This window comes from Enterococcus sp. FR204 (genome assembly GCF_031143325.1).
Lineage (GTDB): Bacteria > Bacillota > Bacilli > Lactobacillales > Enterococcaceae > Enterococcus_B > Enterococcus_B faecium.
This window is the reverse complement of sequence record NZ_JAKZIW010000005.1, coordinates 25,834-42,041: the sequence shown is the minus strand read 5'-3', so window position 1 is coordinate 42,041 and position 16,208 is coordinate 25,834. Positions and strand designations below refer to the sequence as shown.

At 38.4% G+C, this 16,208-nt stretch carries 15 protein-coding genes; 3 read left to right on the top strand and 12 right to left on the bottom strand.

Features of this window, described 5'->3' with window-relative positions:
• Positions 1–47: 47 nt before the first annotated feature.
• The 3 genes from RG571_RS02470 to sfsA are packed head-to-tail and all read right to left on the bottom strand — an operon-like array spanning position 48 to position 3,082.
• Positions 48–1,325, bottom strand: coding sequence for a DEAD/DEAH box helicase (locus RG571_RS02470; RefSeq protein ID WP_002294535.1), 1,278 nt, complete (start codon positions 1,323–1,325; stop codon positions 48–50).
• Positions 1,325–2,338 carry a Gfo/Idh/MocA family protein gene (locus RG571_RS02465; protein WP_131774338.1) on the bottom strand — a complete coding sequence of 338 codons (1,014 nt, stop codon included), beginning with the start codon at positions 2,336–2,338 and terminating at the stop codon, positions 1,325–1,327. Before RG571_RS02465 ends, RG571_RS02470 begins: the two co-directional genes overlap by 1 nt.
• Before the next feature lie 15 nt (positions 2,339–2,353).
• The gene (gene sfsA / locus RG571_RS02460; protein WP_002286614.1) at positions 2,354–3,082 is read right to left on the bottom strand and encodes a DNA/RNA nuclease SfsA; all 729 of its coding nucleotides are present in this window, start codon (positions 3,080–3,082) and stop codon (positions 2,354–2,356) included.
• Between the two features lie 176 nt (positions 3,083–3,258).
• On the opposite strand from sfsA, the gene RG571_RS02455 reads away from it, so the two are divergent.
• The 3 genes from RG571_RS02455 (at position 3,259) to zwf (ending at position 5,959) form a co-directional block, all read left to right on the top strand.
• Positions 3,259–3,588: a DUF4828 domain-containing protein gene (locus RG571_RS02455; protein WP_002286678.1), complete on the top strand. Its 330-nt coding sequence runs from the start codon at positions 3,259–3,261 to the stop codon at positions 3,586–3,588.
• Positions 3,589–3,770: 182 nt separating this feature from the next.
• Complete coding sequence (locus RG571_RS02450) at positions 3,771–4,418, top strand: metal-dependent transcriptional regulator (RefSeq protein WP_002286616.1); 648 nt, start codon at positions 3,771–3,773, stop codon at positions 4,416–4,418.
• Positions 4,419–4,432: 14 nt separating this feature from the next.
• A complete protein-coding gene (gene zwf / locus RG571_RS02445; RefSeq protein WP_002286618.1) occupies positions 4,433–5,959 on the top strand; it encodes a glucose-6-phosphate dehydrogenase in 1,527 nt (508 codons plus the stop codon).
• A gap of 48 nt (positions 5,960–6,007) precedes the next feature.
• Here zwf and ileS read toward each other — a convergent pair whose 3' ends face one another.
• The 9 genes from ileS to RG571_RS02400 form a co-directional block, all read right to left on the bottom strand.
• Complete coding sequence (gene ileS / locus RG571_RS02440) at positions 6,008–8,806, bottom strand: isoleucine--tRNA ligase (RefSeq protein ID WP_002286621.1); 2,799 nt, start codon at positions 8,804–8,806, stop codon at positions 6,008–6,010.
• A gap of 261 nt (positions 8,807–9,067) precedes the next feature.
• Positions 9,068–9,775, bottom strand: coding sequence for a DivIVA domain-containing protein (locus RG571_RS02435; protein ID WP_002286622.1), 708 nt, complete (start codon positions 9,773–9,775; stop codon positions 9,068–9,070).
• Between the two features lie 20 nt (positions 9,776–9,795).
• Positions 9,796–10,578, bottom strand: a complete 783-nt coding sequence (locus tag RG571_RS02430; protein WP_002339625.1) for an RNA-binding protein — start codon at positions 10,576–10,578, stop codon at positions 9,796–9,798.
• A gap of 48 nt (positions 10,579–10,626) precedes the next feature.
• On the bottom strand, positions 10,627–10,905 hold the full coding sequence (locus RG571_RS02425) for a YggT family protein (RefSeq protein WP_033582058.1): 279 nt from the start codon (positions 10,903–10,905) through the stop codon (positions 10,627–10,629).
• A gap of 23 nt (positions 10,906–10,928) precedes the next feature.
• The gene (locus tag RG571_RS02420) at positions 10,929–11,528 is read right to left on the bottom strand and encodes a cell division protein SepF (protein WP_002286627.1); all 600 of its coding nucleotides are present in this window, start codon (positions 11,526–11,528) and stop codon (positions 10,929–10,931) included.
• Positions 11,529–11,541: 13 nt separating this feature from the next.
• A complete protein-coding gene (locus RG571_RS02415; RefSeq protein ID WP_002324421.1) occupies positions 11,542–12,219 on the bottom strand; it encodes a YggS family pyridoxal phosphate-dependent enzyme in 678 nt (225 codons plus the stop codon).
• Between the two features lie 16 nt (positions 12,220–12,235).
• Positions 12,236–13,477, bottom strand: a complete 1,242-nt coding sequence (gene ftsZ, locus RG571_RS02410; RefSeq protein ID WP_002286629.1) for a cell division protein FtsZ — start codon at positions 13,475–13,477, stop codon at positions 12,236–12,238.
• Between the two features lie 22 nt (positions 13,478–13,499).
• Positions 13,500–14,825 (bottom strand): cell division protein FtsA, encoded by a 1,326-nt coding sequence (ftsA, locus tag RG571_RS02405; protein ID WP_002286631.1) that lies wholly within the window; start codon positions 14,823–14,825, stop codon positions 13,500–13,502.
• Positions 14,826–14,980: 155 nt separating this feature from the next.
• Entirely contained in the window at positions 14,981–16,201 is a 1,221-nt protein-coding gene (locus RG571_RS02400; RefSeq protein ID WP_002339623.1) for a cell division protein FtsQ/DivIB, read from the bottom strand.
• Between the last annotated feature and the right edge of the window lie 7 nt (positions 16,202–16,208).

Below are 16,208 nucleotides of genomic sequence, written 5' to 3'. Positions count from 1 at the left end.
GCAACCAATTTTGTTCCCGTTTTCATAATCATAGCATAAAAAGGCGCTTATTTGCGCCTTGCTCCTTTATTTCTCTCTTTTTTTGATTTATTTTTAACTTTTTTTCTTATTTTTTCTTTGTTATATTCTGGGTTCTGCTCCTTTCCAGAAAAAGTTTTCGCATACTTTTTATTTACTGCAGGAGCTGCATCTTCTTTGGTTGGCTGCTCAGTTTGCAGCTTACCTCCGTATAAAAAAATCTCTTCAAGTGTTATATTTGATGGACGTAAAAGCCGTTTTAAATCTCTTAGATTATTATCTTGTACGAGTGTAATTACTATTCCTTCATTACCCATTCGACCAGTTCTTCCCGAACGATGCAAATAAGCTTCTTCACTTAACGGAACTTCTGCATTCACTACATAAGGAAGACCTGTAATATCTAAACCTCTAGCCGCCACATCTGTGGTCAAAAGTGCTCTGACCATTTTCTTTTTGAATTGTTCTAGCGCTGCTTTTCGGAGTAGCTTGTTCTGATCAGAGGCCAGACTTCCTACCGGTACACCTCTATACAGCAATTTTTCTTCCATCACGCCTAATTCAGTCAGTTGATTAAAGAAAATCAGACCATGAAAATCTTCTATATGCGTGAGACGTCTCAAATAGTCATCTTTCTTTCGTATCGGTACACGTAAAAAGTAATGTCTCAGTCCTTTTCGAGAATCGTCCTCTGCTGTCACGTCAATTGTCTCAAACGTTTTCCCAGTGATTTTTTCAATGCTTTCAAGGGAACGATCTGCTGTCGCTGAAAAAAAGGCTAGCTGATACTCTGTTGGAGCTTGATGAAGAATTTGATCAATGATTTGGCTGTTCCCAGCGTCAAATAGCTGGTCTGCTTCATCAAATACCATTGTTTTCACTTGATGTGCTTTTATTTTTTTTGCTTTCATCAATTCCAATATTCTTCCTGGTGTACCAATCAAGATTTCTGGTTTTTTCTTCAAACCCTCAATCTGACGTTTGACGTTGGCTCCGCCCACCAAAGATTGGACTTTCAACTCTTTGTCTTTTCCCCATTCACGTGCAACATCTGCTACTTGAATAGCTAGTTCTTGAGAAGAAGCAAAAATGACCAACGCACTTGCTTCACCTGGTTCCACGTTTAGTAGTAGAGGCCAAAGATAAGCCAGTGTTTTACCTGAACCTGTAGGAGAAACCGCTACTATACTTTGTTTATTACTTAGTGGCTGAAAAACTGCTCGTTGAATAAGAGAAGGTGAGATAAACCCTTTATCCTCATATTTTTTCTGCCAATTTTCGGGAAATACTTGTACAAATTCGTTCATTAAAAATCTTCCTCATTATCTGCATCGAATTTGATGCCGCCATTTTTTCTTAAATCATAAATCACTTGGTTCACATTTCTAGCTAGCTCGATCCACTCTTCATACAACAATCCCCAAGCTGGATCTTTCGGATGAGCCATGACATTGGCAAAATCCTCTGCTTCATCTGTCATTGGATTTTCTGCAGCTGTTACCGCCAAATCAATGATTTCTTTATGCGCGCGATCATGAAATTGTGCTTGTTCAATTGCATTGACTCCATTCATCACTAGCGTTCCTGAGTCAAAATAAATCTCTGACGGTAAATAAGAATCACCGATTTTACCTGGCTGGATCGATACATCAAAATTCTCATAACGTAAGATCCCCCATCCAAGACCATCTACACCAGTAGAAATCTTTCTTGGGAAATAATGGACTTCTTTTGGCATTCCAAACCAAGCAACAGCTGCATATACAAGGTAAACACCTAAATCCATCAATGCACCACCTGAGAAATGAGTCGAGAAGATATTCGGTTCTTCTCCATCTAATACTTGGTCATAGCGCGAAGAATATTTCATATAGCTGAAATTTGCACCGATTATCTCGTCTTTTAATGGTAAGTAATCGGCAATCTTTTTAAAACCTGATTCATGGATATTTCTTGCTGCTTCAAAAAAATACACATTGTGTTCATTTGCCAAATGGATGATTTCATCCATTTCTTTTGGCGTCGAAAAAGCTGGCTTTTCAACTATCACATTTTTTCCTGCCAAAATTGCTTGCTTAGCTTGACTAAAGTGAAGACTATTCGGAGAAGCAATATAAATGGTGTCCATATGAGTAATATTGAAAAAAGTCTTCAAATCTGTTGCGAATTCGATATCCCCTTCATAATGAGAACCAAATTCCTGTGCTTTTTCCAAATGTCTAGAATATACCGCTGTCAATTCATATTTTTTTGTGCTTAAAGCTGCTTGGACAAATTGATGAGTAATCCAATTTGTTCCGATAATACCTAAGTTGATCATTATTTTACCTTCTTTCTATTGTATAGGATCTTCAAAAGGGATATCTACATCAAATGGAATGGCCTGCTTGACAGTTACCTCATCTGCCGATACTTGACAATTATAGGCGAGGATTTGAACTCCGCTTTGCTGCGCATGTCGAACCATATCAGCTAGTGCTGGTTGCATTTCTTCATGGATCGTTGCCAGATGAAGATGTTCGAATTGAGCAATAAACAAGACATAAGCGGCATAACCATCTTGTGCGGCATACGTTAATTCTCCTATATGTTTCAATCCTCTGAGTGTGGGCGCATCAGGAAAAGCACCAATCGCTTTATTTTCAAGTGTCATACCTTTGACTTCAACAAATGCTTTTTGTCCGACCACCGTCTCTAAATAAATATCAAATTTGGAGTGAAGATAAGTTACTTCACGCTTGTATACCGTAAATGGACCAGTTAATCCTGGTAAAAGGATCGTGCCGTCTAAAATACCATCAATTGCCAGCCGATTAGGCAATTGACTATCGATATTAAACCAGTCACCCTTCTTTTTTACAGCAATCAGATCATAGGCGGTTTTCCGTTTAGGTCCAGGAGCAAATACAATAGCCACTTCAGCGCCTGGTATCAGGACCTCTTTTCCTCTACCTGTATTTTTGACATGCGCAATAATTATTTCTCCGTCTTTTTTCATACAATGTGCTATAAACCGATTCGGGCGGTCAATAAAAAAAGCTATTTCCACTTGCTGATACTTCAAATTATGTCACCTTTCTTCCTACTATGTATCCTATCATAATTTGTAGAAAAACAGTAAAAAAACCAGTCGAAAGTCTTAGAGAAATTTTAGCTTTTATTCGGTACAATGAAATAAAGAAGAAAGAATATGTCTATGCGATTATTTTCTCATAAAGGAGTGATTTGGTGATAAAAAAAATGATCTATTTTCTTGGTTCACTCATTACCGTTCTCTCAAGTTTTATTTACTTGAAAAAGAAAAAACAAGCGGAAAAGTCAGAAGGACTCTCAAAGTATCAAGGTACATGGTTCTTTAGTGATAGCCAGCAAAAACAACAATTACAGATTACATCTGATTACACGTTTTTGATCAACGGTCAGTCTCTTGGCACATCTGTGGTAGAAATAGATGAATATCGTTTAGTCGTACGTGATCAGTATGGTTTTTATCTTATCTTTTCTTATCCCGAACAAACTCTTTATGACGAATCTGCAGACACTTCATATAAGTTGTTATCTGAAAAATAGATCCCTCCCAATGTATATATATATCCTTTATAAACGAAAGAATGAGTCTTCTCTATCATCTTTCGTTTTTTGTTGTAAAAACGTCTAAAAATCCTTTGTTTTTTATTTAGAAAATAGTCAATTAACGTTTTTTTTGTTACACTTACTAATGATGGTTTTTTACCATGAAAGGATGATCGAATATGACACCAAATCGAGAAGATTATTTGAAAATCATTTTAGAACTAGGTGGAGATACAACGAAAGTCAACAATAAACAAATCGTATCTAGTCTAGATGTCTCAGCTGCATCTGTCAGTGAAATGATTTCTAAACTTGTGAAAGAAGAGCTTGTAGAACATTCCCCTTATCAAGGTGTACAATTGACTGCAAGCGGACTGCAAAAAGCTAGCAGTCTGATTCGCAAACATCGCTTATGGGAAGTTTTTTTAGTTGAACATTTAGACTATAGCTGGAATGAAGTCCATGATGATGCTGAAGTATTGGAACATGTGACTTCGGAACATCTTGCAGATCATTTAGAAAACTATTTGAATCATCCTGAACATTGTCCTCATGGAGGATCGATTCCTAAAAAAGAGGAAGTTGTCCATGAAGAACGCCGACAAACATTGGAGTCCTATCCTGTCGGTACAAAAGTGCGTATCGCACGAGTGCTTGATGAAAAAGAATTGTTGGATTACTTAGTCACTATTGACCTGAATATCAACGAAGAATATGAGATCGTTGACATCGCAGCTTATGAAGGACCGATCACTATCCAAAATGATAGAAAGAAAATCCCCGTCAGCTTCAAGGCGGCCAGCACGATTTTTGTCGATAAAATATAAAGGAGTGTATCCACATGTCTAATGAAAAAAATGTATTGTTTACGATATTCGGCGGTACAGGTGACCTAGCCCAGCGTAAATTGTACCCGTCTTTGTTCCGCCTTTACAGAAAAGGAAATTTAGGCGAGCATTTTGCTGTAATCGGAACCGCTCGCCGTCCCTGGAGCGATGAGCACTACCGTGAAGTTGTCAAAGAAACAATCCGTGCATTGAATCCTTCAGATGAAGAAGCAACTACCTTTGCAAGCCATTTTTACTATCAATCCCATGATGTAAATGATTCAACGCATTATCAGACATTAAAAGAATTGTCTGACCGATTAGATGGACACTATCAATTAAACGGTAATCGTGTCTATTATTTGGCTATGGCACCTCAATTTTTTGGAACGATCGTTTCTCATTTGAAATCACAAAATATTATGACAAAAAATGGCTTCAATCGTTTGATCATAGAAAAACCGTTCGGTTCTGATTACCAGTCTGCTTTTGAATTGAACCAGCAAATCAGAGAAGTATTCCCAGAACAAGATATTTTTAGGATTGATCATTATTTAGGAAAAGAAATGATCCAAAATATCTCAGCTATCCGTTTTGCCAATAATATTTTTGAGGCTCAATGGAACAATCGCTATATCGACAATATCCAAATTACTTTTGGCGAAAACCTCGGTGTAGAAGATCGCGGGGGCTACTACGATCATAGTGGCGCACTTAAAGACATGGTGCAAAATCATATTTTACAGGTTGTAGCATTACTTGCAATGGAACCGCCAGTAGCATTTTCCGAAAAAGAAATCCGTACAGAAAAGATCAAAGCATTGAAAGCTATCCGCATTTATAACGAAGAAGAAGTGTTAGAAAACTTCGTTCGCGGGCAATATGCTCAAGGTGAATTGGATGGTGTACAATTCAAGGGCTATCGCGAAGAAGACAAAGTGGATGCTCAATCAGAGACTGAAACATTCGTCGCAGGCAAATTCACTATCGATAACTTCCGTTGGTCAGGTGTTCCTTTCTATGTACGTACAGGCAAACGTTTGACTGAAAAAGGGACTCGGATCAACATCGTATTCAAACAAGTTCCTGTTAATGTATTCAAAACATCTGTCGATGAACCATGTGACGATACGACACTTCCACCTAATGTTCTAACGATCTATATTCAGCCAACTGAAGGATTTTCTTTATCCTTGAATGGGAAAGAAGTAGGGCAAGGATTTGAAACGGAACCAATCAAATTGGAATTTAGAAATAGTGCAGAAATGGTTGAAAATAGCCCAGAAGCTTACGAAAAATTACTATTAGATGCGTTGAATGGTGATGGAACGAACTTCTCTCATTGGGAAGAAGTCGCTCAATCTTGGCATATCGTGGATGTCATTCGAAAAGCTTGGGACCAAACACAACCGGATTTTCCCAACTACAAAGCTGGATCAATGGGACCTAAAGCAGCTTTCGAACTACTTGAAAAAGACGGATTCGAATGGATCTGGCAACCAGATAACTGGTATCGTGAACGTGGAAAATTAAACGATTGATAACAAAAGGGGGTGTGACAAAGAACATGTCACACCCCCTTTTCCCTTTTACTTTTCTTCGAATCCTTCAGCTACAGCTTCAGGATAGAAGTCTTCAACGATTTTTGCACAACGACCGCATAGATGAGGAAGTTTTTCATCTACTCCTACATCTTTACGAACTTGGCGACAGCGATCGCAAGTTTCCCCGTCTGCTTTTTCCACTGTAATAGCAACATCATCAAATACCATAGCGTTATCTGGCACTTGTTCATCTGCTGCCATAACTTCAAAGTAGTCTGGTGAAACGATCAATAATTGTGCAATATCTGCATCCAAAGCTTTTAACATTTCACGAACTTGTTGTTTTGGATAAACAGTTAGTTTTGCTTCCAAAGATTTACCAATCAATTTGCTGTTTCTTGCTTCTTCCAATGCTTTTAAGACATTATCACGGAAGTCCATGAAAGCAGTCCAGGTATCCATCAATTCTTCTTGGTTTGCAAACTCTTCATAACCAGGAAACTCGCTTAACTGAACGTACTCCTCTTCTTCTTTCAGGAATGACCAGATTTCTTCTGCTGTATGCGGAATGATAGGAGTCAATAATTTTGTCAAAGCTACAGCTGTTTGATAGAAAACAGTTTGCATGCAACGACGTTGATAATCATCTTCTGCTTCAATATAAACTACATCTTTAGCAAAATCCAGGTAGAATGACGATAGATCAACCGTCAAGAAGTTCATAACTGTACGGTAAATATGCATGAAGTTATATTTGTCGTACCCTTCTTCTCGGATTTCTTTGATTACTTGGTTCAATCGAACGGTCATATATTTGTCTACAGAACGTAAATCATTGTACGAAACAGTATCTTTTTTAGGATCGAAATCTTCTGTATTCGCTAATAAGAAACGCATCGTATTTCTGATTTTACGATATACTTCTGCCACTTGACTTAAGATATCCATAGAAACACGAACATCTGCTTCATAATCTACACTAGATACCCATAAGCGAAGGATATCTGCACCAAATTGTTTGATCACTTTTTCTGGTGCAATGATGTTTCCTAAAGATTTACTCATCTTACGGCCTTCACCATCTAAAGCAAATCCTTGAGAAATAACTGATTTGTATGGTGCTACACCATTGATAGCCACACTAGTCGTGATACTTGAGTTGAACCAGCCACGATATTGGTCTGATCCTTCTAAATACATATCTGCTGGGAATGATAATTCTGGTCGCTGACGTAAAACAGCTTCATGAGAAGAACCAGAATCAAACCAGACATCCATGATATCTTTTTCTTTTGTAAATTCGCCATTAGGAGAACCTGGGTGGGTAAATCCTTCAGGAAGAAGTTCTTTCGCTTCTTTTTCAAACCAGATAATTGATCCATGTTCAGCAAATAATTTTGCCACATGTTCGATTGTTTCTGGTGTGATGATTGCTTCTCCATTTTCAGCATAGAAAATCGGAAGTGGTACTCCCCATGCACGCTGACGGGAAATTACCCAATCGCCGCGGTCACGGATCATATTATACAAACGTGTTTTACCCCATGGGATAACCCACTCTACTTTTTCTACTTCATCCAAAATATTCTGACGGAATTTATCGATAGATGCAAACCATTGTGGAGTTGCCCGATAGATCACAGGCTTTTTCGTCCGCCAATCGTGAGGATAACTATGAGTAAAGAAATCTAGCTTCAGCAAAGCTCCTTTTTCTTTTAATAGATCAGTGATCATAGGATTTGCTTTGTCATAAAAGATTCCTTCAAATCCAGGTGCTTCTTCTGTAAACAATCCTTTTGAGTCTACAGGTGACACTACAGATAGTTTATATTTGCTACCAGCGATATAGTCATCTTCCCCATGTCCTGGAGCAGTATGGACTAATCCAGTACCAGCGTCTAAAGTAACATGATCGCCTAAAATCACAAGTGATTCACGTTCATAGAATGGATGACTTGCAGTCATATATTCCATTTCTTGTCCAGCAAATTCTTTTAGAACTGTTACATTTTCCCAACCGATTTCTGATTGGACTGTTTCTAGCAAATCTTTCGCTACGACAAACTTACGGCCATCGGCTTCCACCAATACATACGTAAATTTTGGATTTACAGCAATACCTTGGTTTGCTGGCAATGTCCATGGTGTTGTCGTCCAAATGACAAAAGCTGTATCTTCATCAAGAATATCTTTGCCGTCTTTGACATTGAAAGCTACAAAAATAGATGGAGATTTTACATCTTTATATTCAATTTCAGCTTCCGCTAAAGAAGACTCACTTGACGGAGACCAGTAAATTGGTTTCAATCCTTTGTAAATATAGCCTTTTTCAGCCATTTTACCAAATACGCGTACTTGTGCAGCTTCATAAGAAGGATCTAATGTAACATAAGGATGTTCCCAATCTCCTGCAACTCCTAGGCGTTTGAAATCTGCTCGTTGCTTATCTACTTGGGAAAGTGCATATTCACGACATTTTTCCAAGTATTCTGCCATGGACATTTCTTTACGTTTCACGCCTTTATTAGCCAATACTTGTTCAATCGGCAATCCATGTGTATCCCATCCTGGAACATATGGTGCACGATAGCCAGACATTGATTTTGAACGAATGATAATGTCTTTACTGATTTTATTCAATGAATGTCCTAAATGGATATTACCATTGGCATATGGAGGTCCATCATGAAGAACAAAGCTAGGTTTTCCTTCGTTCAACTCTTGTCTTTTTTGGTAGATTCGATTTTCTTCCCATTCTTTTTGCCACTCGCCTTCTCGGTTTGGCAAATTACCACGCATAGGGAATTTTGTTTTTCCTAATTGCAAGGTTTCTTTCATTTTCATTCAACCATACACTCCTTTATTTGTTTTCCGGACACAAAAAAGCATGTTCAGCCGCAAGGGACGAACATGCCGTGGTACCACCCAAATTTAGTTGCATCTATCTAGTGCAAACTCTCTGTGACCAATAACGAGGTCAGCCGCTGCTTCTTACTCTAATTTCGGAAAAGCAGGTCTCAAGTAGAGGATCTTTCACCATGCAGTGTCTTACCGAACTTCCACTCTCATCGGCTCGCTTTAAGAATAACAAAGTGCTTTTCTGTTCTACTCGTTTTCATTTTCACCAGGCACGATCGAGATATCAATAGCCTGTGTATCAAATGCCGTCATAGGTGCTTCTATGACTCCTGTGTCTGAGTTTACATCAGTATCATTTTCATTGTCAAGCTGTTTTGCTAAAACTTCTTTGATCACTTCATGGCTGTCAGTCACGTAGCTGGAGAATGGTTGTAAAATTTCATCCCATTCCGGACTTTTCACTTGTTCTAATTGAGACTCAAGCATCAAGCTGATACGTTGATGGAATACTCGTGTTTTTTTCTTAAGATCTTCAGTTTCTGTCGCAAGCTGTCTTGCTTTTTCTGTTGCATCTGTCAAGATTTTTCTTGCTTTTTCTTCTGCATCAGTTGTTAATTGATGTGCACGTTTTTCAGCGTTCGCAACTAACTCATCTGCTTTGTTTTGTGCAGAAGTAACGATCACTTCGGATTCCTTGCTTGCACTTGTTTTTACTTTATCAGCCGTATCTTGAGCTACGATGATTGATTGGTTCAAAGCATCTTTTAATTCATTGAAGTACTCAAGTTTTTCTTCAGAATGTTTGACTGCTTTTTCTAATTCTCGATTTCTTTGAGTCAATTCCTCATAGTCACGAACAACTAAATCTAAGAAATCATCTACTTCGTCTTGATTATATCCCCGCATTTTTGTCGGGAATGTCTTATTTTGGATATCTAATGGAGTTAAAGCCATGAGTAAACCACCTTTTTATTTTATTTACGTAATACACCGAACAGTACCCTGTACTTTTCTTTTTTCGTCTTCCCCTCAAGTTCTTGGATCTGGACTCTGCCATAACCTCTGACTGAAATAATATCTAATAGTTCAAGTACAAAATCAGGTCTTGTATTTTCTGTCCAGTTCACTTTTACTTTACCAGCTTCGATCAGCTGCTTGGACCGCTGTCTGGAAATATTATAAATCTCAGAGATCACACTGTCTAGTCGCATGGAACTAACTGTTCCTCTTTCTTGTGTCCAGCTATCTTTCGGCATAATCATTTCTGTGTATTTGATTGGTTCCAAGCGTACAGCAACCTTTCCAATCTTTGTTACTTGTGCAGCAACAAAATGATCCACCTCATTTGCAATAAATACTTGCCAGCGATCACCGTCCGAGATGATATCGCCAAAGTAAGAGCGTTTGATCCCCGTTCCCACTAAAGTTCCAAGGATTTTCCCATGACTTAGGCTGGCAAATTTGCTAGGATAATGAATTTCATACAATGCTGTCTCAAAATCTTCCTCTACAGGTTCGTAATAATCGGGGAAAATCAAACATCTTTTTCTTTCTGCCTGTTTATATCCGCCATAAAACATGAAACGCAAATCACTGCTTTGTCGAATCAGTGTTTCTAAAATATAGGATTGTCTTGGGTCAAGAAATTCGGTCAGATAGGGTGCATATTGTCCTTGAACTTGTTCAATCCAATCGCCTACCGAATCGATAAATGTACGTTCATCTGCCCGAAAGTGCTGGTATACATTTGCATCCAAAATTTTCCCCTCCTATCTATTCTGAGAATAAAGATTTTGTTGCTTCAATCAATAAACTAAATGGACAGTTATCCATATAACGATCTGTGCTAAACCTTGTACGGCTAAGTTCAAGATCAGGATTGCCCCTAAAATTGTGAAATCCAAGGGTCCAATCCTCAAAGGCAGACGATCGAACAAACTGATATATGGTTCGCAGATCTTAGCTAATAATCGTCCTAGCCCTGATTGATATCCGCCTGGAAACCAAGAGAGCAATGCATATACCATCAAGATAATGCTATAGAAATAGGCTGCCCGTTGAAGTAAATGAAGTAATAGTGCAATAGTATAAATCGTAGTTCCTCCTCTTACAGATCAAACAAATTCGCATCTGCAAAAGATTGAGCGGTTGAACTGTCAATCTCCATCCCAGTCGGTGTACAAAGAAAAATCTCATCTCCAACACGTTTGATATCTCCATCTAGTGCATAAACTGTTCCTGTTAGAAAATCAACGATTCTTCTCGCTTGTTTTTCTTCTACTAAATGAAAATTCACTAAGGTTGCTTCTCCAGCAATGATTCGTTTAGCAATCGCCATAGCTTCAGAATAAGCTCTTGGTTCCATTACAGTGATTTTTCCAGCAAGATTTGCTTTAGGTTGTGTAGAGGTTCTTGAAGCTGTTCTTTCTTTCGCTACAGTTTTTGTAGGTGATTGATGTAGTTCAATTACTTTTTTCTTTTCAGCCGGCTGAATACTTTCATGCGTTACAGGACGTGAAGTCGCCGTTTTTTGTTTTTCATGAGTATTCGCAGCAGATACAGAATGAGTTGATTGATTCTGTGTTGTATTTTTTTTAGTTGGCTGTACAGCCTTTTTTGTTGTTTCAGGATAATCTTGGTATTCGTACTCTTCCTCATCAGCTAATCCGAAAAAATTAGCAATTGCTCCTCTGTTTAAAAGCGGCATTTTTGTTCCTCCTTTATTCGTCTTTGAATAGCGCTGTTCCTACACGGATAAATGTTGCACCTTCTTCAATCGCAATTTGAAAGTCTTGACTCATCCCCATACTTAATTCACTACATGGTGCATGGGCATAACCTTTTGCTTGAACAAGATCACGCAATTCTTTCAGCGTACCAAACACTTTATGGATTTGCTCATCAGAAGCTTCTTTAGGCGCCATAGTCATTAACCCAACAACCTTGATTTTTGTGCAGGCAGCTAAAGATTCCACAAACGGTAAAAGCTCATCTGGTGAAATTCCATGTTTCGATTCCTCACCAGAAACATTTACTTCAATAAAACAGGATAATTCTTTCTCTAACCGCTTCTGGATTTCTTCTGCTAATCTTAAACTGTCCAACGCATGAAAGTAATCAATTTCATTTACAATCAATTTTACCTTTCTGCGCTGTAAATTACCAATTAAATGCCACTTTATTTCAGGAAAATCAAATAAATCTTGTTTCTTTTGTAATAGTTTATCTACTCGGTTTTCTGCACAATTCATAACGCCAGCTCTAACCAATTCTTCAGCTTGAGCGGATTCAACAGATTTTGTTACAGCTACTAATGTAACTTCTTTCGGATCACGATGAACAAGAGCACACGAATCCTGAATTTCTTGCTTGATTTTCTGCAAGTTGTCAGCAATCATGTGCTCTTCCTCTCCTTTATTTTTTACGACGGAAAAACGGTGGCGTATTTAATTCATCATCGCCATGAGATTTTGTTTCTTCGCGGTTGAATGTATCAAATTCTTTTTTTTCGATATTGTCAAAATTGGAATCATCAACTCTAGGACGAACATTTTGTTCACGTCTGATATCCCAATCGCCAAAACTGTTTTCTTCTTCTGAAGAAGTTGGTTTAGCTTGATCCATATCTAATACAGTCTTTTGAGCAGGTGATTGCATTTGTGCTTGTCTAGCTGGTCGGCTAGACTTGCGTTCCTTTTTTGATTCATCGATACCTGTTGCGATGACCGTCACACGGATTTCATCGCCCATTTCTTCATTGATAGATGTACCTAGAATGATATTTACATCGCCAGTTGCTGCATTTGCTACGATATCTGAAGCATCTTGTGCTTCGAACAATGTCATATCCAAACCGCCTGTGATGTTAAGAAGTACTTGTTCAGCTCCATCAATAGATGTTTCAAGCAATGGAGAGGAGATTGCTTTTTTCGTTGCTTCTACTACGCGATCTTCTCCACTAGCCACACCGATCCCCATCAATGCTGTACCTTGGTTTTCCATCACTGTTTTCACGTCAGCAAAGTCAAGGTTAACGTAACCTGGCGCTGTGATCAAATCAGAGATACCTTGTACACCTTGTCGTAAAACATTATCTGCTTCACGGAAAGCTTCAAGCATCGGTGTCTTTTTATCTACAACTTCTAATAAACGGTTATTTGAGATAATTAATAATGTATCCACATTTTCTTTCAAACGAGCGATACCTTCTGCAGCAAAACGGCCACGTTTCGGTCCTTCAAAAGTGAATGGACGTGTCACGACACCAACAGTCAATGCGCCCAATTCTTTCGCGATACCTGCAACGATTGGTGCAGCACCTGTACCGGTTCCTCCACCCATTCCTGCAGTGATGAAAATCATATCTGCACCGTCTAAAGCTTCGCGTAAGGATTGTTCACTTTCTTCTGCCGCTTTTTGTCCAACTTCTGGCTGAGAACCAGCACCTAAACCACGAGTATATTTGGGGCCTAATTGGATAACTGTTTCAGCTTTTGAATTTTTTAATGCTTGCACATCTGTGTTGGCTGTAATGAATTCAACACCTTTAACGTTTTCTTCAATCATTCGGTTTACAGCATTTCCACCGCCACCACCGACTCCGATGACTTTGATTACTGCGCCGTCATTGATATTATTATCAATTGAGAATTCCATATCTTATTCCTCCCAGGATGAATTAATCAAAAATATTTGTAAAGAAACCCTTGATTTTATTTTTTACATTTTCTCCGGACTCTTTTGGTTCCGGCTCATCGTAGATTGTTTCTTCAGGTGCTTCATAGCTCTCATATGTGTTTGTTGTTTCTTGTTCAACTACCATTTGACGAGCTGCTGAGGTTTCACCCGTAACAGCAATTTTTGCCAATTGATACACTTCACTCAAGTTTGCTGAATAATCCACGATACTTATTACATTTGTAAATACCGGGTTTCTCAGCCCCATGTGATTTGGAACATACAATTTTACATTTACGCCGAAGATTTCTTGTGCCAAGTCCACAACACCAGGAAGACTAGCAGCTCCGCCTGTCAATACGACGCCACCTGGCAACTCTAATGCTTCGATTTGGTCCAATGCATCTTTTGCTTTGTTGAAAATCTGTTCCATTCGAGCTGAAATAATTTCTGACAAGTAGCGTTCATCGACTTTCACTGGTTCTGACTGACCAATCACATCTACTGGAAATTCTTCATCTGGTGATGTCCGTTCTGGGTATGCATCACCGTAGTTTATTTTCAACGCTTCTGCATTGTTAAATGACGTATTTAATACAATAGAGATATCTTTAGTGACAAATTCGCCACCTTCTTGGTCAAGATTGGTAAACTTCAATTGCTTATCATGCATAACAGCCGTTGTTGTTTGGCCGCCACCCATATCAATGACGATCGTACCAAAATCTTTTTCTCCGTCAGAAAGAATTGATTCAGTCAGCGCTAAAGGAGTAATCACCATTTCGTTGACGATTAATCCGGCATTTTCCACGCATTTACGTATGTTATGGATGATCGTTTTAGGTCCTGTAAACAACAGACCGTACATTTCTAATCTTACGCCGATCATTCCACGAGGATCTTTGATTCCCTCGAACCCATCGACAGTAAAATCTTGTGGCAATATTGACACGATTTGACGTTCAGGAGGTATTGAACGAACAAGGGCAGCTGAAGCCACATTTCTGACATCTTCATCGGTGATTTCCTTTGAATCTCCGTTAACTGCAATCATTCCCTGGCAATTTTCTACTTCAAGCATGTTTGCTGGCAAACCGACACTTACGCCTTTGATCTGGATACCTGCTTTTTCTTCTGCTTGTCGTACTGCTCGTTGTATCGCTTGGACCGTTTTATCGATATCAACGATAATGCCTCGGTTAATCCCTTCTGATTTTGCGTTTCCTACTCCAATAATATTCATTTGGCTGTCGATATATTCAGCCACGACAACTTTAACAGATGTCGTTCCAATATCAAGGCCTACATACATTCCTGTTTTTGCCATGAATGGGATTCCCTCCTACTTACTATTCCATATACAAGCGAACAACTAGCGTCCGTTTTAAAATATACTTATTAATAGATATATTCACTGCTTCCAATTCTACCATAAATTACTGGTTTTTAGAAAGTACATTCTTACTTTTTAAAGTTGTTTTATCAATTTTCATTTAAACTTGACGGAGTTGTACTTGGATTATCTTCTATTTGACTTGTTTCACTTGAATCATTTGAATCAGATGATCCGTTTGTGTTAGACGATCCAGGTGTTTGTGCTGCTTGCGTTTCTGCCTCTTCACTTGATTCGTTTGTTTGATCCGCATTTTCTTCACTTTCAGTTGTTTCTTCCGATTGGCCCGATTCTTCCGTTTCTTGAGTGCTACCGTAAGGATGCGAGAAGATACCAACTTCCATGTCGATCACACCTTTTTCATCCATATCTTTGGCTACTTGCGAATAATATTTCATTTGGTTCGCAAGATTATTGATATTTACAATAACTTGATTGCCGTCATTCATATTCAATTGGATCAGATTTTTATTGCTTGCTCTTGGCGTGTACTTGATTTCAGAAATTGCTTTTTGTAATTCTGATGATAACTGATTGTATTGCTTTGTTAATTCTTTGATTTTTGCAGAGTCTTTGAACTCTTCCAAGATAGGGAGATTTTTTGTAGGATTTGCTACTTTTTCATCTAATACTGTTCCATTTTCAATCACTGGGTAGTATTGATTGTTTTTTGCGATCAAAGCAATCTCTTTATATTCTGTTACATCCAAATCGAATTCATTCATCCCTTTGAAATGTATATTTGCTGTTTCGATTCTTGGCTGTGCTTTTTTAAGGCGATCGATATAAGTAGATCGATGAAAATACTGTCCCCAAACATTTTCTCCTAATGACAATTTTGTATCAGAGATGATTTCTTGGCTGTTGACTGTCTTATTGCCTGATACTGCAACTGCTTGTAATTTGCTATAAGGAGAAACATAATAGATCAAAAAAATCAGCGGTATACCCAATACAGTGATGATCAAAGCTAACCGACGAAATAGTACTTTGTGCCGTTGACTTTTTAAATTGGGCAGCCGGTTCAAAAAAGAACCGTTATATGGCCCACCGTTTTTCTTTTGCTTGATCTCTTCAAAAAATTCGATTTTTTTCTCGGACTGGCTTTCTTCTTGCTGTTCCTCTTGAACCGTTTTTTCTTCTTCAGAATCTGAAAGGGGTGTATCTAATGTTATGTCTTCTTTTTTTGGCTCTTGGTTTTTCATCTCTTGTTCTGCCAGATATTTTCGGTTAGCCTTTTGCCAAGGAGTCAAATTGTTTTCATCAGAAGACGGATGAGACAATTTTTTTGGTTCTTTTTTCTTACTCACTAAGACC

Excerpts from the sequence above, each read along its gene's own strand:
- RG571_RS02415 (WP_002324421.1), bottom strand. The coding sequence starts at position 12,219 with ATGATTGCTGACAACTTGCAGAAAATCAAGCAAGAAATTCAGGATTCG.
- RG571_RS02465 (WP_131774338.1), bottom strand. The coding sequence starts at position 2,338 with ATGATCAACTTAGGTATTATCGGAACAAATTGGATTACTCATCAATTT.
- ftsA (WP_002286631.1), bottom strand. The coding sequence starts at position 14,825 with ATGGCAAAAACAGGAATGTATGTAGGCCTTGATATTGGAACGACATCT.
- RG571_RS02455 (WP_002286678.1), top strand. The coding sequence starts at position 3,259 with ATGATCTATTTTCTTGGTTCACTCATTACCGTTCTCTCAAGTTTTATT.
- zwf (WP_002286618.1), top strand. The coding sequence starts at position 4,433 with ATGTCTAATGAAAAAAATGTATTGTTTACGATATTCGGCGGTACAGGT.
- RG571_RS02470 (WP_002294535.1), bottom strand. The coding sequence starts at position 1,325 with ATGAACGAATTTGTACAAGTATTTCCCGAAAATTGGCAGAAAAAATAT.
- ftsZ (WP_002286629.1), bottom strand. The coding sequence starts at position 13,477 with ATGGAATTCTCAATTGATAATAATATCAATGACGGCGCAGTAATCAAA.
- ileS (WP_002286621.1), bottom strand. The coding sequence starts at position 8,806 with ATGAAAATGAAAGAAACCTTGCAATTAGGAAAAACAAAATTCCCTATG.
- RG571_RS02420 (WP_002286627.1), bottom strand. The coding sequence starts at position 11,528 with ATGCCGCTTTTAAACAGAGGAGCAATTGCTAATTTTTTCGGATTAGCT.
- RG571_RS02435 (WP_002286622.1), bottom strand. The coding sequence starts at position 9,775 with ATGGCTTTAACTCCATTAGATATCCAAAATAAGACATTCCCGACAAAA.
- RG571_RS02450 (WP_002286616.1), top strand. The coding sequence starts at position 3,771 with ATGACACCAAATCGAGAAGATTATTTGAAAATCATTTTAGAACTAGGT.